The organism is Nocardioides jensenii JCM 1364 = NBRC 14755 (genome assembly GCF_001552535.1).
GTDB classification, from domain to species: Bacteria; Actinomycetota; Actinomycetes; order Propionibacteriales; family Nocardioidaceae; genus Nocardioides; species Nocardioides jensenii.
This window is the reverse complement of record NZ_BCRJ01000052.1, coordinates 1-26,270: the sequence shown is the minus strand read 5'-3', so window position 1 is coordinate 26,270 and position 26,270 is coordinate 1. Positions and strand designations below refer to the sequence as shown.

Here is a 26,270-nt window from a genome sequence, read left to right as displayed (position 1 = left end):
TGATCTTGGCCAGCAGGTGCCTGCGGCACGGAACTCCCCGCACCCCCGCATTGTGGCGCGCGCCATTTTGCGCTAGGCTTCTTCTTTGCGCCTGCCCTCAAATGCTTCCTGCCTGTCCGGTGGCTTGGTTTGTGGTGGGTCGGCGTCACTCCACCAGAGCGAACCTGTAGAAGGACACACTCTTGGCCGCGCGCAGCAACGCAGCAAGCAACAACCACCGTCGCATCTCCTTCGCAAAGATCAGCGAACCTCTCGAGGTCCCGCAACTCCTCTCTCTCCAGACCGACAGCTTCGACTGGCTGGTCGGCAACGAGAAGTGGCAGCAGGTCGTCCAGGCCCGCATCGATGCCGGAGAGGACGTCTCCACCAAGTCCGGTCTGACCGAGATCTTCGAAGAGATCTCGCCGATCGAGGACTTCTCCGAGACGATGTCGCTTTCGTTCGAGAACCCCGAGTTCGTCGACCCGAAGTACACCGTCGACGAGTGCAAGGAGAAGGACTTCACCTACTCCGCTCCGCTCTACGTCTCGGCGGAGTTCACCAACAACGACACCGGTGAGATCAAGGGCCAGACGGTCTTCATGGGCGAGTTCCCGCTGATGACCGACAAGGGCACCTTCGTCATCAACGGCACCGAGCGCGTGGTCGTCTCGCAACTGGTCCGCTCGCCCGGCGTCTACTTCGAGCGTGCCGCGGACAAGACGTCCGACAAGGACATCTTCACCTCCAAGGTGATCCCCTCGCGCGGCGCCTGGCTCGAGTTCGAGGTCGACAAGCGCGACCTGGTCGGCGTACGCCTCGACCGCAAGCGCAAGCAGAACGTCACCGTGCTGCTCAAGGCCCTGGTCGCGGTCGCCGAGGACATCGGCGAGGAGTTCGACTACGACGCCGTGATGACCGAGCTGCGCTCCTACGAGTCCATCGTGTTGACCGAGGAGAAGGACAACACGCAGGGCCCCGACGACGCGCTGCTCGACATCTACCGCAAGCTGCGCCCGGGCGAACCGCCCACGCGTGAGGCCGCGCTGACGCTGTTGAAGAACTACTACTTCAACCCCAAGCGCTACGACCTGGCCAAGGTCGGTCGCTACAAGATCAACAAGAAGCTGGCCCAGAACGAGGCGTTCGACCAGCAGACGCTGACCATCTCCGACGTCGTCGCGACGATCCGCTACATCGTCCGCCTGCACAACGGCGACGACAAGCTGACCAACCGTCAGGGCGAGGTCCTCCTCGACGCCGACGGCAAGGCGATGGAAGTCCGTGCGGACGACATCGACCACTTCGGCAACCGTCGCATGCGCACGGTCGGCGAGCTGATCCAGAACCAGCTCCGCACGGGCCTGGCCCGCATGGAGCGCGTGGTCCGCGAGCGGATGACGACCCAGGACGTCGAGGCCATCACGCCGCAGTCCCTGATCAACATCCGCCCCGTGGTCGCTGCGTTGAAGGAGTTCTTCGGAACCTCCCAGCTCTCGCAGTTCATGGACCAGACCAACCCGATCGCCGGTCTGACCCACAAGCGCCGCCTGTCCGCGCTCGGCCCGGGTGGTCTCTCCCGCGACCGTGCCGGCATGGAGGTCCGTGACGTCCACACCTCGCACTACGGCCGCATGTGCCCGATCGAGACCCCGGAAGGCCCGAACATCGGTCTGATCGGGTCGCTGGCCTCCTACGGGCGGATCAACCCGTTCGGGTTCGTGGAGACGCCCTACCGCAAGGTGGAGAACGGTGTCGTCACCGAGAAGGTCGACTACCTGACTGCCGACGACGAGGACAAGTTCGTCATCGCGCAGGCCAACGCCCCGCTCGACTCGAACGACAAGTTCATCGAGGAGCGGGTGCTGGTCCGCCAGCGTCACGGTGAGGTCTCCGAGATCCTGGCCGGCGAGGTCGACTACATGGACGTCTCGCCGCGCCAGATGGTGTCGGTCGCGACCGCCCTGATCCCGTTCCTCGAGCACGACGACGCCAACCGTGCGCTCATGGGCGCCAACATGCAGCGTCAGGCCGTGCCGCTGATCAAGAGCGACTCGCCCATCGTCGGCACCGGCATGGAACTCCGTGCCGCCGTCGACGCCGGCGACGTGGTCACCGCCGACAAGGGTGGTGTGGTCAAGGAGGTCTCGGCCGACCTGATCGAGGTCATGAACGACGACGGCACCTACTCGTCGTACCGCCTGGCCAAGTTCCGCCGCTCCAACCAGGGCACCTGCATCAACCAGCGCCCGCTGGTTGCCGAGGGTGACCGGGTCGAGGGTCGGGACCCGCTGACCGGCCGCGCCGGTTCGCCGATCGCCGACGGTCCGTGCACCGACGACGCCGAGATGGCGCTGGGCACCAACCTCCTCGTGGCATTCATGCCGTGGCAGGGCCACAACTACGAGGACGCCATCATCCTGAGCCAGCGCCTGGTCCAGGAAGACGTCCTCACCTCGATCCACATCGAGGAGCACGAGGTCGACGCCCGCGACACCAAGCTGGGTCCGGAGGAGATCACCCGGGACATCCCGAACGTCTCCGACGAGATGCTGGCCGACCTCGACGAGCGCGGCATCATCCGCATCGGCGCCGAGGTCACCAACGGTGACATCCTGGTCGGCAAGGTCACGCCCAAGGGCGAGACCGAGCTGACGCCGGAGGAGCGCCTGCTGCGCGCCATCTTCGGTGAGAAGGCGCGCGAGGTGCGCGACACCTCGATGAAGGTCCCGCACGGTGAGTCCGGAACCGTCATCGGCGTGCGCGTCTTCGACCGCGAGGACGGCGACGAGCTGCCCCCGGGCGTCAACCAGCTGGTCCGTGTCTACGTTGCCCAGAAGCGCAAGATCTCGGTCGGTGACAAGCTCGCCGGTCGTCACGGCAACAAGGGCGTCATCGCCAAGATCCTGCCGATCGAGGACATGCCGTTCATGGAGGACGGCACCCCGGTCGACGTGATCCTGAACCCGCTCGGTGTCCCGCGACGGATGAACATCGGTCAGATCCTCGAGCTCCACCTCGGCTGGCTCGCCAAGCAGGGGTGGGACCTCAACCTGCACGAGGACCCCGAGAGCGCGGACTGGAAGCAGCGTCTGATCAAGATCCACGCCGAGAAGTCCGGCCCGAACACCAAGGTGGCCACCCCGGTCTTCGACGGTGCGCGCGAGGACGAGATCACCGGTCTGCTGGGCTCGACCCTGCCGACCCGTGACGGTGTGCGGATGATCGGTGAGAAGGGCAAGGCCGACCTGTTCGACGGCCGCTCCGGCGAGCCGTTCCCGGACCCGGTCTCGGTGGGCTACATGTACATCCTCAAGCTGCACCACCTCGTGGACGACAAGATCCACGCGCGCAGCACGGGGCCGTACTCCATGATCACGCAGCAGCCGCTGGGTGGTAAGGCCCAGTTCGGTGGCCAGCGCTTCGGTGAGATGGAGGTCTGGGCCATGGAGGCGTACGGCGCCGCCTACGCCCTGCAGGAGCTGCTGACCATCAAGTCCGACGACGTGCCCGGTCGCGTCAAGGTCTACGAGGCGATCGTGAAGGGCGAGAACATCCCCGACTCCGGCATCCCCGAGTCGTTCAAGGTTCTCGTCAAGGAGATGCAGTCGCTCTGCTTGAACGTGGAGGTCCTCTCCCAGGACGGCTCCTCGATCGAGCTGCGTGACGCGGAGGAAGACGTCTTCCGCGCCGCCGAGGAGCTCGGCATCGACCTGTCCCGCCGCGAGCCCAGCTCCGTCGAAGAGGTGTGAGCGTCGCGCCCGGTACGCATCGTCGTACCGGGCGCCGCCTCCGCCCCCACCACCACTGAGTTTCGAAACAATTGAAGGGTTGCAGCCAAGGTGCTCGACGTTAACTTCTTCGACCAGCTTCAGATCGGCCTGGCCACCGCGGACGAGATCCGCGGGTGGAGCCACGGTGAGGTCAAGAAGCCGGAAACCATCAACTACCGCACCCTCAAGCCCGAGCGCGACGGACTCTTCTGCGAGAAGATCTTCGGCCCGACCCGGGACTGGGAGTGCTACTGCGGCAAGTACAAGCGAGTCCGCTTCAAGGGCATCATCTGCGAGCGGTGTGGCGTCGAGGTCACCCGTTCCAAGGTGCGCCGCGAGCGCATGGGCCACATCGAGCTCGCCGCTCCCGTCACGCACATCTGGTACTTCAAGGGCGTTCCCTCGCGCTTGGGCTACCTGCTCGACCTGGCTCCGAAGGACCTCGAGAAGGTCATCTACTTCGCGGCCTACATGATCACCTCCGTCGACGAGGACGCGCGTCACAAGGACCTGTCCTCGCTCGAGGGCAAGGTCGGCCTGGAGCGCACCCGGCTCGAGGGTCGTCGCGACACCTCGATCAACGACCGCTCCAAGAAGCTCGAGGAAGACCTCGCCACCCTCGAGGCCGAGGGTGCCAAGGCCGACGCACGCCGCAAGGTCCGCGACGGCGCCGAGCGTGAGATGAAGCAGCTGCGCGACCGTGCGCAGCGCGAGATCGACCGCCTCGACGAGGTCTGGAACACGTTCAAGACCCTGAAGGTCCAGGACCTCATGGGCGACGAGCTGCTCTACCGCGAGATGAAGACCTGGTTCGGCAAGTACTTCGAGGGCCACATGGGCGCCACGGCGATCCAGAAGCGTCTCCAGGACTTCGACATCGCCCAGGAGGTCGAGAACCTGCGCGAGACCATTGCCACCGGCAAGGGTCAGCGCAAGGTCCGCGCCCTGAAGCGGCTCAAGGTGGTCGACGCGTTCCGCAAGACCGGCAACCAGCCGATCGGCATGGTGCTCGACGCCGTTCCGGTCATCCCGCCGGACCTGCGTCCGATGGTCCAGCTCGACGGTGGCCGGTTCGCCACCTCCGACCTGAACGACCTCTACCGTCGGGTGATCAACCGGAACAACCGGCTCAAGCGCCTGCTCGACCTCGGTGCCCCGGAGATCATCGTCAACAACGAGAAGCGGATGCTCCAGGAGGCCGTCGACTCGTTGTTCGACAACGGCCGCCGTGGTCGTCCGGTGACCGGTCCGGGCAACCGCCCGCTCAAGTCGCTCTCCGACATGCTCAAGGGCAAGCAGGGTCGCTTCCGTCAGAACCTCCTCGGCAAGCGCGTGGACTACTCGGGCCGTTCGGTCATCGTGTCGGGTCCGCAGCTGAAGCTGCACCAGTGCGGTCTGCCCAAGCAGATGGCGCTCGAGCTCTTCAAGCCGTTCGTGATGAAGCGCCTCGTCGACCTGTCGCACGCGCAGAACATCAAGTCCGCCAAGCGCATGGTCGAGCGTTCGCGCCCGGTCGTGTGGGACGTCCTCGAAGAGGTCATCACCGAGCACCCGGTGCTGCTCAACCGCGCACCCACGCTGCACCGCCTCGGCATCCAGGCCTTCGAGCCCCAGCTGATCGAGGGCAAGGCCATCCAGATCCACCCGCTCGTCTGCTCGGCGTTCAACGCCGACTTCGACGGTGACCAGATGGCGGTGCACCTGCCGCTGTCGGCCGAGGCCCAGGCCGAGGCGCGGATCCTGATGCTCTCGACCAACAACATCCTCAAGCCGTCGGACGGCCGTCCGGTGACCATGCCCACCCAGGACATGATCATCGGCCTGTTCTTCCTGACCACGGACCGCGAGGGTGAGCCCGGCGAGGGTCGTGCCTTCTCCTCGCAGGCCGAGGCGATCATGGCCTTCGACCGCAACGAGATCAGCCTGCAGAGCAAGGTCACGCTGCGTCTCGAGGGCGAGTCGGTCGCCACGACCCTGGGTCGCTCGATCTTCAATGACGCGCTTCCGGCCGACTACGCCTTCGTGAACTACGAGGTGGGCAAGAAGCAGCTCGGCGTGATCGTCAACGACCTGGCCGAGCGCTACACCAAGGTCGAGGTCGCGGCATCGCTGGACGCCCTCAAGGACACCGGTTTCCACTGGGCCACCCGCTCCGGTGTGACGGTCTCCATCGACGACGTCACCACGCCTGCCGACAAGGCCCAGATCCTCGAGGGCTACGAGACGCAGGCCGCGAAGGTGCAGACCCAGTTCGAGCGTGGTCTGGTCACCGACGACGAGCGTCGCCAGGAGCTCATCGAGATCTGGACCCAGGCGTCGAACGAGGTCGCCAAGGCGATGGAGAAGAACTTCGACCGCTCCAACCCGATCTACATGATGGTCGACTCGGGCGCGTCCGGAAACATGATGCAGATCCGTCAGGTTGCCGCCATGCGTGGTCTGGTGGCCAACCCGAAGGGTGACATCATCCCGCGGCCGATCAAGGCCAACTTCCGTGAGGGCCTCTCGGTCCTGGAGTACTTCATCTCCACCCACGGTGCCCGCAAGGGTCTGGCCGACACCGCGCTCCGTACCGCCGACTCGGGCTACCTGACCCGTCGTCTGGTGGACGTCTCGCAGGACGTCATCATCCGTGAGGACGACTGCGGCACCGAGCGTGGTCTGCCGAAGGTGATCGGCGAGGTCCTCGCCGACGGCAAGGTGATCAAGCACGAGAACGCCGAGACCGCGGCCTACGCCCGCACCTCGGCCGGCGAGGTCACCCACCCGGAGAGCGGCGAGGTTCTCGCCGCGGCCGGCGAAGACCTCGGCGACGTGAAGATCGCGGAGCTGGTCGCTGCCGGCATCGTGGAGGTCAAGGTTCGCTCCGTGCTGACCTGTGACGCCCGCACCGGCACCTGTGCCAAGTGCTACGGCCGTTCGCTGGCCACCGGCAAGCTGGTCGACATCGGTGAGGCGGTCGGCATCATCGCCGCCCAGTCCATCGGTGAGCCCGGCACGCAGCTGACCATGCGTACCTTCCACACCGGTGGTGTGGCCTCGGCCGACGACATCACGCAGGGTCTTCCCCGCGTCGTGGAGCTCTTCGAGGCCCGCACCCCCAAGGGTCTGGCTCCGATCTCCGAGGTCGCCGGTCGCGTGGTCATCGAGGACGGCGACAAGGCTCGCAAGATCGTGGTCACCCCCGACGACGGGTCCGAGGTCATCGAGTACCCGGTCAGCCGGCGTTCGCGCCTGCTGGTCAGCGACGGTGACCACGTCGAGGTCGGCGACAAGTTCACCCAGGGAACGGAGGACCCGAAGGAGGTCCTGCGCATCCTCGGTGTCCGCCGCGCCCAGCAGCACCTGGTCGACGAGGTGCAGCGCGTGTACCGCAGCCAGGGTGTGTCGATCCACGACAAGCACATCGAGATCATCGTGCGGCAGATGCTGCGCCGGGTCACGGTGCTCGAGTCCGGTGAGACCAACCTGCTGCCGTCCGACCTGGTCGACCGGGTCCGCTTCGAGGAGGAGAACCGCCGTGTTCTCTCCGAGGGTGGCAAGCCGGCATCGGGTCGTCCCGAGCTGATGGGCATCACCAAGGCCTCGCTGGCGACCGAGTCGTGGCTCTCGGCGGCCTCCTTCCAGGAGACCACCCGAGTCCTCACCGACGCGGCCATCAACGGGCGCAGCGACTCGCTGCGCGGTCTCAAGGAGAACGTGATCATCGGAAAGCTGATCCCGGCGGGTACCGGCCTCGAGCGGTACCGCAACATCCGGGTGGAGCCGACCGAGGAGGCCCGCGCCGCGGCGTACTCGGTCTCCGGTTACGACAACTACGACTACGAGTTCGGGGGCACCGGCGGCCAGGCCGTCGCCCTGGACGACTTCGACTTCGGTTCCTACCAGAACTGATTCGACGTGGTCAGCACGAGGGCCCCAGCCGATTCCGGCTGGGGCCCTCGTGGCATTTCTGTGCCGATCAGCTCCGGTACGTCGTACCGCCGGCCGACGGCTCGCCGTACAGCGCCTCGCGGAGGGGGACCTGCGCGCCGTCGCGTTCCATCACGCGCTGGGCACGGGCGATGACCCCGTCGCCGGGCCAGACCTGGGTGAGCATCAGCGCCAGTCCGATGGCGGCGCCGATCAGATAGAGCAGGAAGCCTCCCTCGACGGTCACGAACGCGAGCGCCAAGCCAGCCAGGATCGGTGTCTCAGCGAGCGCGAAGCGCAGCATGGTTCCGGCGCGGAACGCCTCCAGAGCACCCGCCGCGGCTTCGTCCGGGCCCGTGCTGACGCTCGGCGCGGGGGCTCGGAAACCGACGCCGAGGATCAGGCCGGTGGCCGCCACCCCGACGGCGACGACGACGGCCAGTGCCCAGGTCTCCGGGGAGCCGAACGGATCGTCGGTCAGCACGAACCAGATCGCCACCCCGATCCAGATCGGGGAGGCGACGAGGGCGCCGGTGAGGATCCGCAGCGAGGCGATGGGTGCCGGGGAGGCGGCAGGAGTGGTCATGGAGACAGTCTGGCGCAGGGCAGGCCCTCGATGTGGCAGGCTTCGCTGCCATGGGCGACCGCATCCACACCGCGGTCAACCTGCTGGGTCGTGGCGTGTTGCGTGCCCTCGACGTACGGGTGGAGACCCGCGGGACGGCTCACGTGCCGACGACGGGACCGGTGCTGCTGGCCTGCACGCACGTGTCCTACCCCGACTTCGTGTTCGTGCAGCGTGGCGCCGTCGAGCGCCGGCCCCACATCCGGTTCATGACCCGGCACGACGTCTGGGACAGGCCATGGGCGGCGTGGTTCATGGAGCGCATGCAGCACGTGCCGGTCGACCGGGCGGCCCCGGCGGGCGCCTATCTGCGGGCGCGCTCACTGCTGCGCGCCGGCGAGGCCGTGTGTGCGTTCCCGGAGGCGGGCATCTCCTACTCCTACACGGTGCGAGCGCTGATGCGCGGCGTCGCGTCCCTGGCCCGGGAGACCGGGGTGCCGGTGGTGCCGGTGGCGCTGTGGGGAGGCCAGCGGATCTATTCGGTCGGCCGGCCGGTCGGGGGACGTGAGCCGCCGCCCGACTGGACACGCGGACGCCGGGTCGACGTCTCGTTCGGCGCGCCCATGACAGTCGCACCGGGGGAGGACCTCACCGGATGGACACGCGGGCTCGGCGTCAGGCTGACAGCCCTGCTCGAGGAGCTGCAGCAGCTGCCGCACCATCGGCCGCGGCCGGGGGAGTACGCCCCGTGGTATCCCGCGCACCTCGGTGGACATGCTCCCGACCGGGCTGAGGCAGCAGGTCTGGACGCGGTGCCGCGCAGTGCCGTACGCCCCACGTGGGGACCCCTCGACCCGTCGTGAGTTCGGATCGACCCGTCGTGAATTCGGATCGACCCGTCGTGAGTTCGACGAACTGGCGACGGGTCAGCCCGAACTGGCGACGGGTCAGCCCGAACTGGCGACGGGTCAGCGGGAGCGGGCACGTTGGACGGAGCCGATCGGGTCGACCGCCCAGGTGAGCCTGCGTGCCACCGGCGGGGCGGCCAGCACCACGGCGACGAGAACCGCGAGCGCCATGGTGGGCCAGATCGTCCAGGTCCCCTGCTCGTTGGCCCAGTCGGGGTAGCCGGCGAACTCCAGGCGGCGTACGAAGAAGCCGTGGAACAGGTAGACCACCAGGGTGGCCGCACCCATGTCGGTGAACCACGTACGCCGGCGGGGGATGACCGAGAGCACGGCCAGCGAACCGGCGGCACCCAGCAGCAGCACCCGGAAGCGGTTCCACATGCCATCGACCGTGTCGACCCCGAAGGAGTCGAACGGGATCGAGTACCACAGCCACTTCGTGGCGATCCACTCGTCGGTGTGGCCGGCCACCACGAAGATACCGACCAGAACCGTGACTCCGACGACCGGTGAGAACCGGTGCTTGAGCAGTCCGACCTCGCGCGGCGTCAGGTGCAGTCCGAGCACGAAGAAGGGCAGGAAGCCGATCGTGCGCTGCAGATCGAGCCAGGTGGTCCACTCCGCGCTCTGGGTGCCGATCAGCAGGCTGGCGACGACGCTGAGCGGGAGCGCCGACCAGTGCTTGACCAGGATCGGGGTCGCCATCCGCCACAGGAACGTGGCCGTGAGGTACCACATCGGCCAGTGCGGATCGAGCCACATCGGACCCGAGCCCGGGTCGGTGTCGCCGTAGTGGCCACGGAAGGCGAGCATGGCCCACTCGAAGATGACGTAGGGCACCACGATCGTGCAGAACAGCGCCCAGAGCTTCGGTCGGGTCCAGACGAAGCTGCGGGAGAGGTAGCCGGTGACCAGGACGAACGCGGGAATGTGCCAGGAGTAGATGAAGTCGTAGATCTGGCTGTTGCGTCCCTCACCGGGAACCAGCACCAGCATGTGGCCGATCACCACGACCGTCACCAGCGTCATCTTCACGTTGTCGAGCCAGGGGTCGCGTGCCACCGCCATACCGTAGACGACGCACCGAACCGATCGGGTCGACGCACCAGGTCAGCACCCGGGCCACCGGCGGTGCGGCCAGGAAGCACGACAGTGCGATCGCGCCACCCAGAACCAGGCCGATCGACAACCACTGGCTCTCCAGGTAGGGGTCGAGCCAGCCGCGGTAGTCGGCGTACCGCACGAAGAAGCCGTGGAACAGGTAGACGACCAGGGTGGCCGAGCCCATGGTGCTGACCACTGACGCCCGGCGCGGGATCAGGGCCAGCACACTGGCCGTGCCGAGCAGGCCGATCGCCAGCACCTTGGCGCGGATCACCATCGCGTCACCGTCGGAGAAGCCCAGCATCGAGTAGCCCTGGTCGTAGTAGAGGAACGCCGAGCGCGCCCACTCGTCGGTGTCGGCACTGAACCGGAAGATCCAGACCAGCGCGACGATCGCGAACGGCTTGACCCACCAGCGGGTGAGTCGGGTGAGGTGCTCACGCCTGAGGTGCAGCCCGAGCACGAAGAACGGCAGCAGGCCCAGGATGCGGGGCAGGCAGAAGATCAGCTCGTCGGTCAGCCCGCCGAGCAGCGAGACCGCCACCGCGATCGGGACGGCGACCCAGTGCTTCTTGAGCACCGGGGTGGCCAGGCGCCAGAAGAACAGCACGCAGAGATACCACATCGCCCAGTGCGGCTCGAGCCACAACGGTCCGTCCTCGGGCTGGTCGATGTGGCGGCGGAAGTAGTAGAGCGCCGGCTCGAACATCAGGTAGGGCAGGGCGATCGTGGTGACCAGGGACGACAGGTGGCGGCGGTCCCAGACGAAGCTCTTCGACAGATGGCCGCTGAGCAGCACGAAGGCCGGGATGTGCCAGAAGTAGATGAAGTCGTAGACCTGCAGGTCGAGGGCGGTGGCTCCGAGGAGGCCCATCGAGTGCCCGATCACCACGAGGGTCACCAAGGTGAACTTGACGTTGTCGAGCCAGGGGTCGCGAGCCATTCGGTCCACGGTATACAAGCGAGACCATGACGCAAGTCGAGTCGCCACAGGACTACAGTCGGGTCACATGGGTCGACTTCCGAAACGGCAACGGGTCGCGGCATATGCCGTGATCCTGCGGGGTGACCGCATCCTCCTCTCGCGGCTGGCGCCGCGCATCTCGAAGACCCCGCTCTGGACGCTCCCCGGTGGCGGGCTCGATCACGGCGAGGATCCGCGCACGGCCGTCGTACGCGAGATCCAGGAGGAGACCGGCCTCGAGGCAGGCGTCTCCGAGGACGCCCGGGTCTACTCCCTGCACAACCCGAAGGCCACCCACGGCGAGCGGCCGGCCGACTACCACGCACTGCGCATCGTCTTCGAGGGCTGGGTTCCGACCGACGCCCCGGAACCACACGTGGTCGAGGTCAACGGCTCCACCGTGGAGGCGGCCTGGGTGCCGCTGGCCGACGTACGCAGCGGCACCATCTCGGTGACCTCCCTGGTGCACGAGGCCCTGGCCGACCACCGGCCCTTCCAGCTGCAGCGGATCGCGGCGTACGCCGTCATCCGACGTGCCGACACCATCTTGCTGACCCGTCTCTCGGAACGGGCCTTCCACACCGGGCACTGGACCCTGCCCGGCGGGGGGATCGACCACGGTGAACGACCGGCGGCCGCCCTGGTCCGCGAGGTGCGTGAGGAATGCGGCATCGAGTGCACCCCCGGCGAGCTGCTCGACGTGCACGACGTCCAGTTCGCCGGCACCGCGCCGAGCGGTCGGCACGAGGACTTCCACGGGGTCCACCTGATCTTCGGCGCCCACGTGGACGACGGCGCGACACCGCGGGTGGTCGAGGTCGACGGCACCACCGACGACGTCGCCTGGGTCCCGGTCGCGGACGTCGAGTCCGGCGTGGTGCCCGTGCTCGACCTGGTGCGTCACTCCCTGTCCCTTCCGACGTCAGGCAGGTCATGATGAACGAGACGGTCTTCACCTATGCTGCGCCCGGTCTCAAGTTCGGTGCCGGGGCCTCGGCCGAGATCGGTCACGACCTGGGGCAGTACGACGCCCGTCGGGTGCTGTTGATCACCGACCCCGGAGTCGCCGCCACCGGCCACCCGACCCGGATCGCCGAGCAGATCGCGGCCGCCGGCATCGAGGTCGTCGTCTTCGAGGACGCCCACGTCGAGCCCACCGACGAGAGCCTGGCCGGCGCGGTCGAGTTCGGCCGGTCCGAGGGACCGTTCGACGCCTATGTGGCCGTCGGCGGTGGCTCGGCGATCGACACCGCCAAGGCGGTGAACCTGCTGGGCACGAACGAGGGCGAGCTGATGGACTACATCAACGCCCCCGTCGGACGGGCACTCGATCCCGAGCACCCGCTCAAGCCGTTGATCGCGGTGCCGACCACCACCGGCACCGGCAGCGAGAGCACCACGATCTGCGTGCTCGACGTGTTGTCGTTGAAGGTGAAGACCGGCATCAGCCACCCGCGGCTGCGGCCCACCCAGGCCGTCGTCGACCCCGAGCTGTCGATGTCGCAGCCCGCGATGGTCACCGCCGCGGCCGGCATGGACATCCTCTGCCACGCGCTCGAGAGCTACACCGCCCGCTGGTACGCCGAGTTCCCGGCGAAGCGGGCCGCCGAACGGGTTCCCTACTGCGGGGCGAACCCGATCGCGGACATGTGGTCGGAGAAGGCGCTGTCGTTGTTGGCAGGCGCGTTCCGGACCGCCGTGCGGGAGGGAAGCGACGCCCCGGCGCGGGAGCAGATGGCCCTGGCCGCGACGTTCGCCGGCATGGGGTTCGGCAACGCCGGCGTGCACATCCCGCACGCCAACGCCTACCCGATCGCAGGACGGGTGCGTGACTACCGGCCCGCTGGCTACCCGCAGGAGGAGGCGATGGTGCCGCATGGCATGGCCGTCTCCCTGACCGCGCCGGAGGCGTTCCGGTTCACCTTCTCGGCCGCTCCCGAGCGGCATCTGGCAGCGGCCCGACTGCTTGATCCGTCGTCGGCCGCAGTCGACTCGCCCGACCTGCTGCCCGACGTGCTCACCACATTGATGCGCGACATCGGGTTGCCCAGCGGCCTCGCCGAGGTGGGGTACGACGACCGCGACGTCAGCGATCTCGTCGAGGGCTCCCTCAAGCAACAGCGGCTGCTGGCCACCGCTCCGTGCGAGGTGAGGGCCGAGGACCTGGCGCACATCTTCGCCGACTCCATGGAGCACTGGTGATCTGGTTCTTCCGCCTGTCGGTGCTCGCCTACTTCGCCACCATCGTGGCCGCGGCGCTGCTCTATCCCGACCGGGTCCCGGTGCACTTCGACGCCAGCGGCACCGCCGACCGCTTCCAGAGCCGTGGCGTGGCCGTGCTCAGCATGACCGGCGTCGGCCTCGTGCTGGGTGGGCTGCTCGGCGGCTGCATCCTGTTCTTCCGGCGGGGCTCGCTGCACCATGTCAACGTGCCGCACCGGTCGTGGTGGATGCAGCCCGAGAACCAGGACCGGCTGCGCGCGATGCTGGCCCAGGACCTGGCATGGGTCGGGGGCTGCACGATGACCCTGCTCACCGTGGTCCTGGCGATCACGATCCGGGTGGCCGACGACCCTCAGCCCTCGATGGGTGCCTTCGGGGTGGCCGCGATCCTGGCGTTCCTGGTGGCCGTGGCCGGGCAGGTGGTCCTCATGTCCACCTGGCGCTACCGACCGCCGAGGCGCTGAGACGGTGACGGCATGAACGATGCGGTCCTCGCGGACCTGCGCCGGCAGGGAGTCACCGACGTCTCCGCCTCCGCCCTGGACCGCGCGCTCCACTCCTCCGACGCCTCGCTCTACCGCGTGGTGCCCGCGGTCGTCGTACGACCCCGGCACCCGGACGAGCTCGAGGCGATCCTGTCCGTGGCCCGCGCGAACGGCACCTCGGTCACCATGCGCGGCGCCGGCACCTCCATCGCGGGCAACGCCGTGGGGCCCGGCATCGTCGTGGACACCTCGAAGCACCTGAACCGGATCCTCGCCGTCGACCCCGAGGCGCGCACCGCGCTCGTGCAGCCCGGCGTCGTGCACGCCCAGCTCCAACGCGCGATCACTCCGCACGGCCTGCGCTACGGCCCCGATCCCTCGACCCACACCCGCTGCACGGTCGGCGGCATGCTGGGCAACAACGCGTGCGGCTCCAGGGCCCTGGGCTTCGGACGCACGTCGGACAACGTGACCGGTCTCGACGTGGTCTTCGGCACCGGGGAGACCGTCTCGACCTCGGACCACTCCTCCGTCGGCTCGGCGCTGGCCGGACTGGTGGACGAGTCGTTGGCTGTGGTGCGCACGGAGTTCGGCCGGTTCGGGCGCCAGGTGAGCGGCTACTCCCTCGAGCACCTGCTGCCCGAGCGCGGACGTCGTCTCGATCGCTTCCTGGTCGGCAGTGAGGGCACCCTCGCACTGGTCCGGTCGGCGACCGTGGAGCTGGTCACCGAACCGGTCGCGACGACACTGGTGGTGCTCGGTTTCGCCTCGATGGTCGAGGCCGCGGACGTCGTACCCCCGATCCTCGCTGCGGGTGGCCACGCACTGGTCGCCTGCGAAGGCCTGGATGCCCGGATCGTCGACGTGGTCAGGGCCGCCGGGAAGCCGGTGCCCGAGCTTCCCCGAGGCGCCGGGTGGTTGTTCGTCGAGATCGGTGCGGCTTCGCCAGATGAGGCGCAATCCCTTGCCGGGTTGGTGATCGGTGCCTCCGGCGCCCTCGGCCACCGGGTCATCGACGCGGCCGGCGAACGGGCCGCGTTGTGGCGGATCCGTGAGGACGGTGCCGGGTTGGCCGCCCGCAGCCTGAGCCGGCCGGCGTACTCGGGCTGGGAGGACGCGGCCGTGCCACCCGAGCACCTCGGCGCCTGGCTGCGTGACTTCGACGAGCTGCTGCGCACCCACGGGCTCGACGGCGTGCCCTACGGCCACTTCGGGGACGGGTGCGTGCACGTGCGCATCGACTTCCCGTTCGACGACGGGGGATCACGCTTTCGCTCGTTCCTGACCGACTCCGCCCGGGCGCTGCGGGCCTACGGTGGTTCGTTGAGCGGGGAGCACGGCGACGGGCGGGCCCGCTCCGAACTCCTGCCGATGATGTACGACGAACGCGCGCTCGAGCTCTTCGCGGAGGTCAAGCGCATCTGTGACCCCGACAACCTGCTCAACCCCGGCGTGCTGGTCGACCCGGCACCCCTCGACGCGGATCTGAGGCCGGCTCGCCCGGTCGCTGCGCTGCGGCCATTGTTGGCCCTGGCGCACGACGACGGCTCCCTCGGGCGAGCGGTCCACCGCTGCACGGGCGTGGGCAAGTGCCTGGCTGACAACACCGGGTCGGGTGGAGTGATGTGTCCGTCCTACACCGCAACTCGCGACGAGAAGGACTCCACCCGGGGGCGGGCGCGGGTGCTGCAGGAGGCTCTCGACGGGGAACTCGTCCACGGGCTGAACGATCCCGCAGTGACCGAGGCGCTCGACTTCTGCCTGTCCTGCAAGGGATGTGCCCGCGACTGCCCCACCGGCGTCGACATGGCGACGTACAAGTCCGAGGTGCTGCACCAGCAGTTCCGGGGCCGCCGGCGACCGCGCAGCCACTACACCCTGGGGCGGCTGCCACGGTGGGCGAGACTGGTCTCGCGCCTGGCGCCGGCGCTCAACGCGTCGCTGCGGATCGAGCCGCTGGCGAAGCTGGCGCGCGCAGCGGCCGGCATCGACCAGCGCCGCAGCCTTCCGGCGTTCGCGCCCCGGACCCTGCGGCGAAGCATGCACAGCACTGCTGACGACGGCACTCCCGACGTGTGGGTCTGGGCCGACACGTTCACCGACCACTTCACCCCGGCCTCCGGTCTCGCGGCGATCCGGCTCCTCGAGGCTGCCGGGCTGCGGGTGCGGGTGATCGACGAGTCCGCCTGCTGCGGCCTGACCTGGATCACCACCGGGCAGCTCGACGCCGCCCGCACGATCGTCGGTCGCGCGGTCGAGACCCTGCACCCGTATGTCGCGTCGGGGGTTCCGGTGATCGGGCTCGAGCCGTCGTGCCTGGCCTCGTTGCGCAGTGACGCGACCGAGCTGGTCCCGGGGGAGCGCACAGCCGCGGTGGCCTCGGGAGTGCAGACCCTGGCCGAGTTCCTCGGCTCGATCGACTGGACGCCACCCGACCTGACCGGCGTGGAGGTGGTCGCGCAGCCGCACTGCCACCACGCCTCCGTGCTCGGCTGGGAGGCCGACGAGGCCCTGCTCCGGCGGGCGGGTGTCACCCTCACCCGCGTCGGGGGGTGCTGTGGCCTGGCCGGCAACTTCGGGGTCGAGAAGGGGCACTACGAGGTCTCGGTCGCCGTGGCGGAGCAGGCGCTGCTGCCCGCCGTTCGTGCCGCTGGGCCCGGTGCCGTCGTCCTGGCCGACGGCATGTCCTGCCAGGTGCAGCTCGACGACCTGGCCGGCGTACGCGCCGTGCACCTGGCCGAGCTGCTCGCCGGGCCTCGCACGTAGGATCGGGTCCATGAATCCCCGCTACCGCCGTCTGGTCATCCCCGTGGCACTGGTGGGGCTCCTGCTCGTCGTGGTCGTCGCCGCGCTGGTGAAGTGATGGCAGCCGAACCCCTGCTGCGCGCCCTGGCCCGGATGCGCGGAATCATCCTCGACGACACCGTGCTCGTGCGGGCCGTCGCCTCGGGGCGGCAGCGCGGCCAGCAGACGAGGTGGAAGCGTGTGGAGCTGCGCTATGTCGACCTCAAGGCCGGCCGGCGCCTCCAGATCACGGCGTACGACGACACCCAGGCCCACACCTCGAACCATGCCGTCGGGCCCGACCAGACCGACGCACGTGACGCCGTCGACGACCTGCTCGACCAACCGTTCGCCAACTGGCACGTCGAGACCACGACCGAGCAGCACCAGATCCGGGTGACGAAGAAGCTCGAGGCGATGGTGCACACGAGTGCCCGTGAGGACGAGGTGGAGGTCGAACGCGAGCACGACAAGGCCAAGCAGCGGCTCCTGCCCGAGGACGACCCGGTGCTGGTGGCGCTCGGCATCTCCGACGCCCAGGGCCGGATCAAGCCGACCCGGCAGGCGAAGTACCGCCAGGTCGAGGAGTTCCTGCGCCTGCTCGACGCCTCGATCACCGACGCCGTGGCCAAGGGGGCGCTGCGCACGGCAACTGCCGACGACCCCTTGCGAATCGTCGACCTGGGCTGCGGCAACGCCTACCTGACCTTCGCGGCGCACCGCTTCCTCAGCCACGTCCGTGGCCTACCGGTGCACCTGACCGGGGTCGACGTGAAGGAGCAGTCGGCGCGGCACAACACCGAGGTGGCCGCGGGGCTGGGCATCGCCAGCGAGACCGAGTTCGTGGTCGGCTCCATCGCGAGCGCCACCCGGGACCGCGCGCCCGACGTGGCCCTGGCCCTCCACGCGTGTGACACCGCCACCGACGAGGCCTTGGCCCGCGCCGTGGAGTGGGAGGCCGCGCTCGTCCTGGCCGCGCCCTGCTGCCACCACGACATCTCGGCCCAGCTGCGCAAGAACCCCACGCCGGCGCCGTACTCGATGCTGACCCGCCACGGCATCCTCCGCGAGCGGTTCGCGGACACCCTCACTGACGCGCTGCGCGCCTCGATCCTGCGGGTGCTGGGCTACAGGGTCGACGTCGTGGAGTTCGTCGAGAGCCAGCACACGCCGCGCAACACGCTGCTGCGCGCCGTGCGGGCCGGCGGTCGGGTCAAGGGCGGCAGCGTCCGCAAGGAGTACGACGACCTCACCGAGATGTGGGGCGTGCGGCCGAAACTGGCCGACCTGGTGGAGGTCTGATGCTGAAGGCGTTGGTGGCCGTGGCCATCGCGACGCCCTTCGCCGTCGGTGCCGCGGTCGCCGACCCCGGGCCGGTCGAGCAGGCCGTCTGCGCGTTCACGGACCCGGCGATCAACGAGTCCAGCGGGCTGGTCGTGCGCGACGACACGATGCTGACCGTGAACGACTCCGGTGACACGGCTCGCGTGTTCCTCGTCGACCGTGACGACTGTTCGACGACCTCGCAGGTGGCCTATCCCGGTGGGGCCAGGGACGTCGAGGCGATCGCGCCCGCGGCACGGGGCGAACGCGCGGTCTGGGTGGCCGACATCGGCGACAACCGGCACGCCAGGCATGACCTGGTCGTGGTGCGGGTGCCCTTCGACGGCTCCGCGACCGAGCGCTATCCGGTGTCCTGGCAGGGCGGACCGCAGGACGCCGAGACCCTCATGGTGCACCCGGTCACCGGGCGGCTCTACACGGTGACCAAGGGTGTTCTCGGTGGTCAGGTGCTCCGCGGCCCGGCCACCCTCGACCAGGGCGGCAACGTCTTCAAGCCGGTCGGCGAGACCCGGGGGCTGATCACCGACGGCGCGTTCTTCCCCGACGGCAAGCACTTCCTGCTGCGCAACTACGACACCGCCTACCTCTACGACACCGCGGCGATGACGTCTCTGGGCGATTTCGACCTGCCCTCGCAACAACAGGGGGAGGGGCTCGCGATCGGCCCGGACGGACGCATCTACCTCAGCTCGGAGGGCGTGCACGCCCCAGTGCTGCGGATCAGGCTTCCGGCCGGGCTCCAGCAGGCGCTCGACGGGGACGCGACGGCGGAGGGTGATGCCTCGAAGGAGCCGGAGGAGGATGCCTCGGCAGGTCCCGGCTCCGACCGGGTCACCGATGGCCACTCGCCCGACCAGTCGTCCGACCAGTCGTCCGAAGAGGACTCCGATCCCGACCCGTGGCCCTGGATCATCGGCGGGATGTTCGGTCTGGGCGCGGTCGTCGTACTCCTGCGCGCGCTCCGGCCCCGCTGACCCGGACCGCGCACCTGATCGGCGGGACGGGGGCACACTGGTCCCATGGAGATCACCGTCGCCCAGGGCGACATCACCACCCAGCAGGTCGACGCGATCGTGAACGCCGCCAACCGCCACCTGCGCGGCGGGGGCGGCGTCGACGGGGCCATCCACCGGGCCGGGGGGCCGGTGATCCTCGAGGACTGCGTGCGCCGATTCCCCGACGGGATGGCCACCGGAGAAGCGGGGTGGACGATCGCCGGTGCGTTGCCCGCGCGCTGGGTGATCCACGTGGTCGGGCCGAACTTCACCGCCGGTCAGCGCGATCGGAGCCTGCTCACCTCGTGCTACGCCAGCGCCCTACGCGTCGCCGACGAGCTCGGTGCGGCCAGCCTCGCCTTCCCGTTGGTCAGTGCCGGGGTCTACGGCTGGCCGCGCGAGGACGCGATCGCCGCGGCCCTGGAAACGCTCCGGGCCACCCCGACGAACGTCGAGGAGGCCCGGATGGTGGCGTTCGACCGGTCGACCTACGACCAGATCGCAGCCGCCCTCGCCCAGTGAGTGGTCAGAGCTGGCCGACGACGTGGTCGATGCAGCCGGTGAGCTTCTCGACGTCGGACGGGTCGACCGCCGGGTACATCGCGATGCGCAGCTGGTTGCGGCCCAGCTTGCGGTAGGGCTCGGTGTCGACGACGCCGTTGGCGCGCAGTGTCTTGGCGATGGCCGCCGCGTCGATCGCGTCGTCGAAGTCGATGGTGCCGATCACCAGCGAGCGGTGGTCGGGGTTCTCGACGTACGGCGTGGTGTAGGCCGTCTTCTCCGCCCAGCCGTAGAGCGCGTCGGACGAGGCCGTGGTGCGCTCGACCATGCCCTTGAGGCCGCCGTTGGCGTTCATCCAGTCGAGCTGCTCGGCCATCAGGAACAGCGTGGCGACCGAAGGCGTGTTGTAGGTCTGGTTCTTCGCGGAGTTGTCGATCGCGGTGGGCAGGTCGAAGAACGCCGGGATGTGCCGACCGCTGGCCGCGATCGACGCGGCCCGCTCGAGGGCCGCCGGCGACATGATCGAGATCCACAGGCCACCGTCGGAGGCGAAGCACTTCTGCGGAGCGAAGTAGTAGGCGTCGACCTCATTGAGGTCGACCGGCAGGCCACCGGCGCCGGAGGTCGCGTCGACCAGCACCAGGGCGTCGTCGGCCGCGCCGGCCGGGCGCACGACGGGAGCCATCACGGCGGTCGAGGTCTCGTTGTGCGCCCACGCGTAGACGTCGACGCCCTCTTCGGCGACCGCGTCGGGTCGCGAGCCGGTGGGGGCCTCGATCACCGACGGGTCGGCCAACCACGGCGCCTGCTTGGCCGCCTTGGCGAACTTGGAGGAGAACTCGCCGAACGTGAGGTGCTGGCTCTTCTCGCGGATCAGGCCGAAGGTGGCGATGTCCCAGAAGGCGGTGGCGCCACCGTTGCCGAGCACGATCTCGTAGCCCGCGGGCAGCTCGAAGAGCGCGGCGAGGCCTTCACGCACGCGGCCCACGGTGTTCTTCACCGGGGCCTGGCGGTGCGACGTGCCGAGCAGCTTGTCGCCGGTGGCGGCCAGCGCGTCGAGGTGCGAGGTCTGGATCTTGGAGGGCCCGGCGCCGAAGCGGCCGTCGGCGGGGAGCAGGTCAGCGGGGATCTGGATGTCGGTCACGATCGGACAACCTCATCTTCGTTCAGGGTGAGCTTCCTGACCACGCTGTCAGCGAAGCCCTATTGTGTCATCCGGCTCAAGCCACTGACGAATGGAGTCCAGCCGATGACAGCGAACCCGGGTTTCGCGCAGCAGGCGGCCTCGGGGGACGAGTCCGGCCAGCTCTGCATCAAGTGCGGGGTGCGCAACCACGCCGACGCGACATTCTGTGTCTCCTGTGGCAACCGCATCTGCTGAGCCGCGCATCGAGCGGGTCGGCTTCGGCCACCGGCACGCACTGCGGCTGATCGAGGACGTCCAGCTCGAGTACGTCGAGCGCTACGGCAGCCGCGACGACACTCCGCTGGACCCGGCGATGTTCGACCCGCCGACCGGCAGCTTCTTCGTGGCCTACCTCGACGACGAGCCGGTCGCCTCGGGGGCCTGGCGCAGGCGGGACGACGTACTCGCCCTCGGGTCACGCACCACGGCCGAGATCAAGCGCATGTACGTCGTGCCGCGGGCACGTCACCGCGGAGTGGCGCGGGCGATGCTTGCGCACCTGGAGTCGACCGCCGCCGAGGCCGGGGCCGAGGTGCTGATCCTCGAGACCGGCACCAGGCAGCCCGAGGCCATCGCGTTGTACGAGACCTCGGGCTACACGCCTGTCGACGGGTTCGGCTACTACCGGGACGAGCCGCTCTCTCGCTGTTTCGCCAAACAGGTCTGACGATTCACCCTCGCGCTACCGAACAGTCAGCAAGATTTCTGGTGACAGAACCTGCTGACTGTTCGGTAGCGGGGAGCGGATCGTCAGACGACGTCGCGTCGGCGGACCAGCCACAGCGCAACCAGCGGCAGCACCACCACGTAGACCGCCACGGTCCACGTCGCCTGGGTGCCGGAGAGCACGTCGAGCACTCCCGGCGTGCCGTCGCCTCCGCGTTCGACACCCACGATCGAGCCGATCAGTGAGCCGGCCGCGGTGCCGGGCAGGATCTCGGTGAACGCCTCCACGGGAGAGAGCAGCTGCCCCACACCACGCAGCAGGTTCTCGATGACCAGGGCCCAGACCAGGCCGAGCCCGACCGAGAGCGCCGGTCCGCGAGCCACGGTGCCGAGCACGAAGCCGGCCAGCGCCCACATCTCGAGGACGAGGAACCCGGCGCCGAAGGACTCGACCATGGCGCCGAGAGAGGGCCACACGATCGACTGTCCCTCGGTGCCTGCGATCACCAGCGAGCAGCCGAAGTCGACGACCAGGGACGTGACCATCACGCCGAGCACGGCCACGGTCACCGAGACCAGCGAGCCGGCGAGCACCGACGTGCGTGAGGGTCCCTGGGTGAAGACTGTCTTCCAGGTGCCCCAGCCGTAGCCGTTGCCGGCCACGATCGCGCCGAGCACCATCATCAACGCCCCGCCGAACATCGGCATGCCCTGCACGAAGACGTCCGGCACGTTGGCCGGCATCATCTCGGCGAGCAGGGCCGCCTTGGTCGTGCCTTCGGTGCTGAAGCTGCTGTCCCCACTCGTGTAGGACAGGTAGTTGAACAGGTAGCCGAACATCAGGCTCAGCGCCAGCCAGGCGCCGATGGTGACCCACACCGCGGGCCACTTGCGCAGCCGCAGCAGCTCGGCGCGGGTGCTGGACAAGATGCCGTTCGTGGTCAGTGCAGTCATGACACTGCCTCCTTCTCGGTCGTCATCTCGAAGAAGACCGACTCGAGGGTCCGTTCCGTGGACCCGATCTGGTGTACGTCGACCCCGCGGGCCACGAGTGCCCGGGTGAGGTCCGGGGCCTGGCCGGGTGAGACGTCGAGCAGCACGTCCTCGCCATCGAGGTGAACGGCGTCCTCGCCGGCAACCTCCATCGCCACCGCCAGCGTCGCGTCGACGGGGAACCCGCGCACGACGAGCGAGGCGCCACCTCGCAGGTCGGCGACGGTCGACTCCCGGAGCAGTCGGCCCTTGTTGATCACGCCGACCCGGTCGCAGATCTCCTGCACCTCGTCCAGCAGGTGGCTCGAGAGCAGCACGGTCTGACCACCCCGGGCCAACTCGACGATCAGCGACCGCATGTCGGCCATACCGGCAGGGTCGAGCCCGTTGGTGGGCTCATCGAGGACGATCAGCTCGGGGTCGCCCATCAGGGCGGACGCCACGCCGAGTCGTTGCTTCATGCCGAGTGAGTAGGACTTGAACTTGTCGGACCCACGATCGGCCAGGTCGACCCGGGCCAGCGCCGCTGCGGCCGTCGACTTCGGCAGCCCTCGGTAGCGCGCCATCACCCGCAGGTTGTCGAGGCCCGACAGGTAGGGGTAGAAGCCCGGGCCCTCGATCAAGGCGCCGATGCGCGCGGTCACGTCGGGGCGGCCGGCGGGCTGCCCCAGGACACTGGCCGAGCCGGCGGTGGGCCGGATCAGGCCGAGCATCATGCGCAAGGTCGTCGTCTTGCCCGCGCCGTTGGGCCCGAGGAAGCCGTAGACCTCGCCAGTCTTCACGGTCATGTCGACGCGGTCGACGGCCAGTCGGTCGCCGTACCTCTTGGTCAACCCGTGTGTCTCCACCACTGATTCGTTCATGGCACTCAGGTTTCCGCGGATCGCCCCGCACGGCGTCCGACCAGGTGCGGCCCGTGGCTACGCAAACCTGCGTACGCAGCCGCCGCCGCGGGTCGTACGACGAACGCGGTCGACTGCCCTAGCGTCGGGGGCATGAACTCGACGTTGTCCCTGCTCACGCGCCGGTGGTGGCTGGTTCCTGTCCTGGTGATCGTCACCGGAGGGTCCGGTGCGGTGAACTTCGGCGAGCGTGGCGACTTCCACACCGGCTCGGAGCTGGCTGGTGGCATCGCGGCCGTCGTACTCGCCGTGCTGTCGGCTGCGGTGCTGTTCGCCGTCGACCGGTGGCCGCTGGCCGTCGTCGCCAACGGTGCCCTGGTCGGCGGATACTTCGCGATCGGCGGCCACAACGGGCCGATCTTCTTCACCATCGTGGTGGCCGCGTTCCTGGTCGCCACGCGCCGCTCGTTCCGCGCCTGGTGGCCGCTGCTGCTCGTCTCGGCGGTGCTGGTCTGGGCGGGCCTGCTGACTCGCGGTCTGCGGTGGGACGAGCTGACCGTCGGCGTGTGGCAGGCCATGGGCGTGGGCGCGTTGGTCTCGGCGGCCGCGGCGATCGCCACGACGGTGCGGGCAAAGAGCGAGGCGCTGGCCATCGACAGACGCCGCGCCGCCACGGAGGAGCAGCTGCGGATGGCCCAGGACCTGCACGACGGGGTCGGTCACGGGCTGGCCGTGATCGCGATGCAGGCCGGGGTCGCGCTGCACGTGCTGGAGAAGGACCCCGCCGCCGTCCGCGAGGCCCTGGAGGCGATCCGCGACACCAGCCGGGAGTCCCTCGACGCGTTGCGCAGCGAGCTGTCGCAGATGACCGGCGAGGTCGCCCAACGCGCCCCGCGTCGGGGTCTGGCCGATCTACCGGTGCTGATCGAGCGGGTGCGTGCCGCCGGCCCGGAGGTCCGGGTCGACGGCAACGCGGGCGACCTGCCCCCGGACGTCGATGCGGGCGTCTACGCGATCGTGCAGGAGTCGTTGACCAACGTGCTGCGCCACGCGGATGCTGCGCACGTGGTCGTCGCCCTGGACCGGCGCGGCGACACGCTCACCCTCTCGGTCGTCGATGACGGGATCGGGGGAGTGGTGCACGATGAGGGCATGGGTCTCCGGGGCATGAGAGAGCGGGTCGGTGCCCTGGGCGGGACCTTCGAGTCCGGTCCGGCCGCCGACGGCGGGTTTGCCGTGCGTTCGTCGCTGCCTCTGGTGCGATGATCCGCGTCGCGTTGGTCGATGACCAGGCCCTGGTGCGAGTCGGGCTGCGGACCCTGGTCGGCAGCGAGCCCGACCTCGAGCTGGTCGGTGAGGCCGCGGACGGTCGCGGCGGCCTGATGCTGATCCGCCGGGAACGACCCGACGTGGTGCTCTGCGACATCCGGATGCCGGTCATGGACGGGCTCGAGCTCCTGCGGGCCGTGGGCCAGGACACCGAGCTGGCCGACGTACGCGTGGTCATGCTGACCACCTTCGAGCTCGACGAGTACGTCTTCGAGGCGCTGCGGCTCGGTGCCTCCGGCTTCCTGCTCAAGGACGCCGATCCGACTGCCCTGCTCGACGCGATCCGGGTGGTCGCCGAGGGCGGGTCGTTGCTGGCTCCGTCCGTGACCCGGCGGGTGATCGAGCACTTCGGGGCCGGATCCTCGCCCCGTCGTACGCCGCACCCCGAGCTCGGCCAGCTCACCGAACGGGAGCGCGAGATGGTGGCGTGGGTGGCCACCGGCCGTTCCAACCAGGAGATTGCCGAGGAGCTCGTGGTCAGCCCCGACACGGTGCGCACCCACGTCTCGCGGGCGATGGTGAAGCTCCGAGCCCGCGATCGGGCCCAGCTCGTCGTCTTCGCGATCCAGTCGGGCCTCGAGCCGCCCGCATCCCCGCCCGGCCGGTAGGTTCGCGCCCATGAGCTCGGGACAGACCCCAGCCCTCTGGGATGCCCAGGCCGACACCTTCGACGACGAAGCCGATCACGGCCTGCAGGACCCGGCCACGCGCGACGCGTGGCGCCAGCTGCTGGACGGCGTACTGCCCGAAGCGCCGTCACGGGTCGCGGACCTCGGCTGTGGCACCGGTTCGCTGGCAGTGCTCCTGGCCGAGAACGGGCACCAGGTCGACGGCATCGACTTCGCGCCCGAGATGGTGAACCGGGCACGGGCCAAGGCAGCCGAGCACGGCGTGGCGGCGTCCTTCGAGATCGGTGACGCGAGCGCGCCGACGTTGCCGCGCCGGACCTACGACGTGGTGCTGAGTCGACACGTGCTCTGGGCGATGAAGGACCCGGTCGAGACGGTGGCACGGTGGTGCGACCTGCTGTCTCCCGGCGGCATCCTCGTGCTGGTCGAGGGCTTCTGGTCCACCGGCGCGGGGCTGCACGCCAGCGAGGCGTCGCAGGCCGTGCGCGTGCACCGCATGCAGGCGAAGGTCACCCCACTGACCGACCCCGTGCTGTGGGGCAAGGAGACCACCGACGAGCGTTACCTGCTGGTCAGCACCCGCTGAGAGACGCATGGCCCGTCCGGCCGCGGGCGAGCGGACCGCAGGACAGGTAACCTTCGGGCCCGCGCGCCTTGCTGAGCGTGCCCACGAGCACGATCGCCGCCACTTGCCTGTCCGACGGCACACCACGACCCGTGACGGCGGTTAGCCTGCCTGGCATGGGAATCTTCAATGCCGCATCCGCCCGTGACGTCGAGGCGCTGCGCGCCCGCATCGGCCGACTCGAGGCACTGGTCGAGCTGCTCGCCCGCCACCAGGGCATCTCCGAGCACCAGATCAGCCAGATCATCGTCCCGGCGGCGTCAACGGCCTCCGCGCCGCATGCCACGGGGGCACCGATCTCGGCTCGTGTCCGGCAGCTCGCGATCGAGGGCAAGAAGATCCAGGCGATCAAGGTGCACCGCGAGGAGACCGGCCTCGGCCTGAAGGAAGCCAAGGACGCCGTCGAAGCCCTCTGAAATTGCGATAGTCCCTGACGTTCGGACCCTTGCGAGGGTCCGAACGT

General features: G+C 69.1%; 22 protein-coding genes. 16 read left to right on the top strand and 6 right to left on the bottom strand.

All coding sequences use genetic code 11. The annotated features are described in order from the left end of the window. Positions 1–182: 182 nt before the first annotated feature. Together rpoB and NJ4_RS12010 are read left to right on the top strand one after the other, a co-directional pair. A complete protein-coding gene (rpoB, locus tag NJ4_RS12015; protein WP_067435027.1) occupies positions 183–3,731 on the top strand; it encodes a DNA-directed RNA polymerase subunit beta in 3,549 nt (1,182 codons plus the stop codon). Between the two features lie 90 nt (positions 3,732–3,821). After that, a complete protein-coding gene (locus NJ4_RS12010) occupies positions 3,822–7,646 on the top strand; it encodes a DNA-directed RNA polymerase subunit beta' (protein ID WP_067435024.1) in 3,825 nt (1,274 codons plus the stop codon). 67 nt (positions 7,647–7,713) lie between these two features. On the opposite strand, the gene NJ4_RS12005 is transcribed toward NJ4_RS12010, so the two are convergent. Further along, positions 7,714–8,250 (bottom strand): hypothetical protein, encoded by a 537-nt coding sequence (locus NJ4_RS12005; protein ID WP_067435021.1) that lies wholly within the window; start codon positions 8,248–8,250, stop codon positions 7,714–7,716. A 50-nt stretch (positions 8,251–8,300) separates the two neighbouring features. Between NJ4_RS12005 and NJ4_RS12000 the strand changes: the two genes are divergently transcribed. Beyond that, positions 8,301–9,092 carry a lysophospholipid acyltransferase family protein gene (locus tag NJ4_RS12000; RefSeq protein ID WP_082748491.1) on the top strand — a complete coding sequence of 264 codons (792 nt, stop codon included), beginning with the start codon at positions 8,301–8,303 and terminating at the stop codon, positions 9,090–9,092. A 105-nt stretch (positions 9,093–9,197) separates the two neighbouring features. Here the strand turns inward: NJ4_RS12000 and NJ4_RS11995 are convergent, their stop codons facing one another. Continuing rightward, positions 9,198–10,199 (bottom strand): acyltransferase family protein, encoded by a 1,002-nt coding sequence (locus NJ4_RS11995; protein ID WP_169799251.1) that lies wholly within the window; start codon positions 10,197–10,199, stop codon positions 9,198–9,200. Further along, positions 10,111–11,184 (bottom strand): acyltransferase family protein, encoded by a 1,074-nt coding sequence (locus NJ4_RS25675; protein ID WP_067435010.1) that lies wholly within the window; start codon positions 11,182–11,184, stop codon positions 10,111–10,113. Before NJ4_RS25675 ends, NJ4_RS11995 begins: the two co-directional genes overlap by 89 nt. 67 nt (positions 11,185–11,251) lie before the next feature. Here NJ4_RS25675 and NJ4_RS26945 point away from each other — a divergent pair, with 67 nt between their 5' ends. The 7 genes from NJ4_RS26945 to NJ4_RS11955 all read left to right on the top strand — a co-directional run bounded on the left by NJ4_RS26945 (position 11,252) and on the right by NJ4_RS11955 (position 19,558). Then, complete coding sequence (locus NJ4_RS26945) at positions 11,252–12,142, top strand: NUDIX domain-containing protein (protein WP_067435007.1); 891 nt, start codon at positions 11,252–11,254, stop codon at positions 12,140–12,142. Further along, complete coding sequence (locus tag NJ4_RS11980; RefSeq protein ID WP_067435004.1) at positions 12,142–13,407, top strand: hydroxyacid-oxoacid transhydrogenase; 1,266 nt, start codon at positions 12,142–12,144, stop codon at positions 13,405–13,407. Before NJ4_RS26945 ends, NJ4_RS11980 begins: the two co-directional genes overlap by 1 nt. Further along, on the top strand, positions 13,404–13,892 hold the full coding sequence (locus tag NJ4_RS11975; protein WP_067435001.1) for a DUF1648 domain-containing protein: 489 nt from the start codon (positions 13,404–13,406) through the stop codon (positions 13,890–13,892). The genes NJ4_RS11980 and NJ4_RS11975 overlap by 4 nt, the downstream gene beginning before the upstream one ends. 12 nt (positions 13,893–13,904) lie before the next feature. After that, on the top strand, positions 13,905–16,679 hold the full coding sequence (locus tag NJ4_RS11970) for an FAD-binding and (Fe-S)-binding domain-containing protein (RefSeq protein ID WP_067434997.1): 2,775 nt from the start codon (positions 13,905–13,907) through the stop codon (positions 16,677–16,679). Between the two features lie 96 nt (positions 16,680–16,775). Beyond that, positions 16,776–17,999, top strand: coding sequence for a class I SAM-dependent methyltransferase (locus NJ4_RS11965; RefSeq protein ID WP_067434993.1), 1,224 nt, complete (start codon positions 16,776–16,778; stop codon positions 17,997–17,999). Then, on the top strand, positions 17,999–19,015 hold the full coding sequence (locus NJ4_RS11960) for a hypothetical protein (protein WP_067434990.1): 1,017 nt from the start codon (positions 17,999–18,001) through the stop codon (positions 19,013–19,015). Before NJ4_RS11965 ends, NJ4_RS11960 begins: the two co-directional genes overlap by 1 nt. Before the next feature lie 45 nt (positions 19,016–19,060). Continuing rightward, positions 19,061–19,558: an O-acetyl-ADP-ribose deacetylase gene (locus tag NJ4_RS11955; protein ID WP_067434987.1), complete on the top strand. Its 498-nt coding sequence runs from the start codon at positions 19,061–19,063 to the stop codon at positions 19,556–19,558. Between the two features lie 4 nt (positions 19,559–19,562). Here NJ4_RS11955 and serC read toward each other — a convergent pair whose 3' ends face one another. Further along, a complete protein-coding gene (gene serC, locus NJ4_RS11950; protein WP_067434984.1) occupies positions 19,563–20,681 on the bottom strand; it encodes a phosphoserine transaminase in 1,119 nt (372 codons plus the stop codon). A 105-nt stretch (positions 20,682–20,786) separates the two neighbouring features. Between serC and NJ4_RS26940 the strand changes: the two genes are divergently transcribed. Both NJ4_RS26940 and NJ4_RS11940 read left to right on the top strand, forming a co-directional pair. Next, complete coding sequence (locus tag NJ4_RS26940; RefSeq protein WP_281178309.1) at positions 20,787–20,918, top strand: hypothetical protein; 132 nt, start codon at positions 20,787–20,789, stop codon at positions 20,916–20,918. Next, positions 20,899–21,390 carry a GNAT family N-acetyltransferase gene (locus NJ4_RS11940; RefSeq protein ID WP_157551107.1) on the top strand — a complete coding sequence of 164 codons (492 nt, stop codon included), beginning with the start codon at positions 20,899–20,901 and terminating at the stop codon, positions 21,388–21,390. Before NJ4_RS26940 ends, NJ4_RS11940 begins: the two co-directional genes overlap by 20 nt. 83 nt (positions 21,391–21,473) lie before the next feature. On the opposite strand, the gene NJ4_RS11935 is transcribed toward NJ4_RS11940, so the two are convergent. Then, positions 21,474–22,343, bottom strand: coding sequence for an ABC transporter permease subunit (locus tag NJ4_RS11935; protein ID WP_067434978.1), 870 nt, complete (start codon positions 22,341–22,343; stop codon positions 21,474–21,476). Then, entirely contained in the window at positions 22,340–23,245 is a 906-nt protein-coding gene (locus NJ4_RS11930) for an ABC transporter ATP-binding protein (RefSeq protein ID WP_067434972.1), read from the bottom strand. The genes NJ4_RS11935 and NJ4_RS11930 overlap by 4 nt, the downstream gene beginning before the upstream one ends. A gap of 132 nt (positions 23,246–23,377) precedes the next feature. Here NJ4_RS11930 and NJ4_RS11925 point away from each other — a divergent pair, with 132 nt between their 5' ends. From NJ4_RS11925 to NJ4_RS11910, 4 genes are all read left to right on the top strand, one after another. Beyond that, the gene (locus NJ4_RS11925) at positions 23,378–24,490 is read left to right on the top strand and encodes a sensor histidine kinase (RefSeq protein ID WP_067434969.1); all 1,113 of its coding nucleotides are present in this window, start codon (positions 23,378–23,380) and stop codon (positions 24,488–24,490) included. After that, positions 24,487–25,161 (top strand): response regulator, encoded by a 675-nt coding sequence (locus NJ4_RS11920; protein WP_067434966.1) that lies wholly within the window; start codon positions 24,487–24,489, stop codon positions 25,159–25,161. The genes NJ4_RS11925 and NJ4_RS11920 overlap by 4 nt, the downstream gene beginning before the upstream one ends. A 10-nt stretch (positions 25,162–25,171) precedes the next feature. Then, positions 25,172–25,768: a class I SAM-dependent methyltransferase gene (locus NJ4_RS11915; RefSeq protein ID WP_067434963.1), complete on the top strand. Its 597-nt coding sequence runs from the start codon at positions 25,172–25,174 to the stop codon at positions 25,766–25,768. A 155-nt stretch (positions 25,769–25,923) separates the two neighbouring features. Then, positions 25,924–26,223, top strand: a complete 300-nt coding sequence (locus NJ4_RS11910) for a ribosomal protein L7/L12 (RefSeq protein WP_067434960.1) — start codon at positions 25,924–25,926, stop codon at positions 26,221–26,223. The last annotated feature ends 47 nt before the right edge of the window (positions 26,224–26,270 follow it).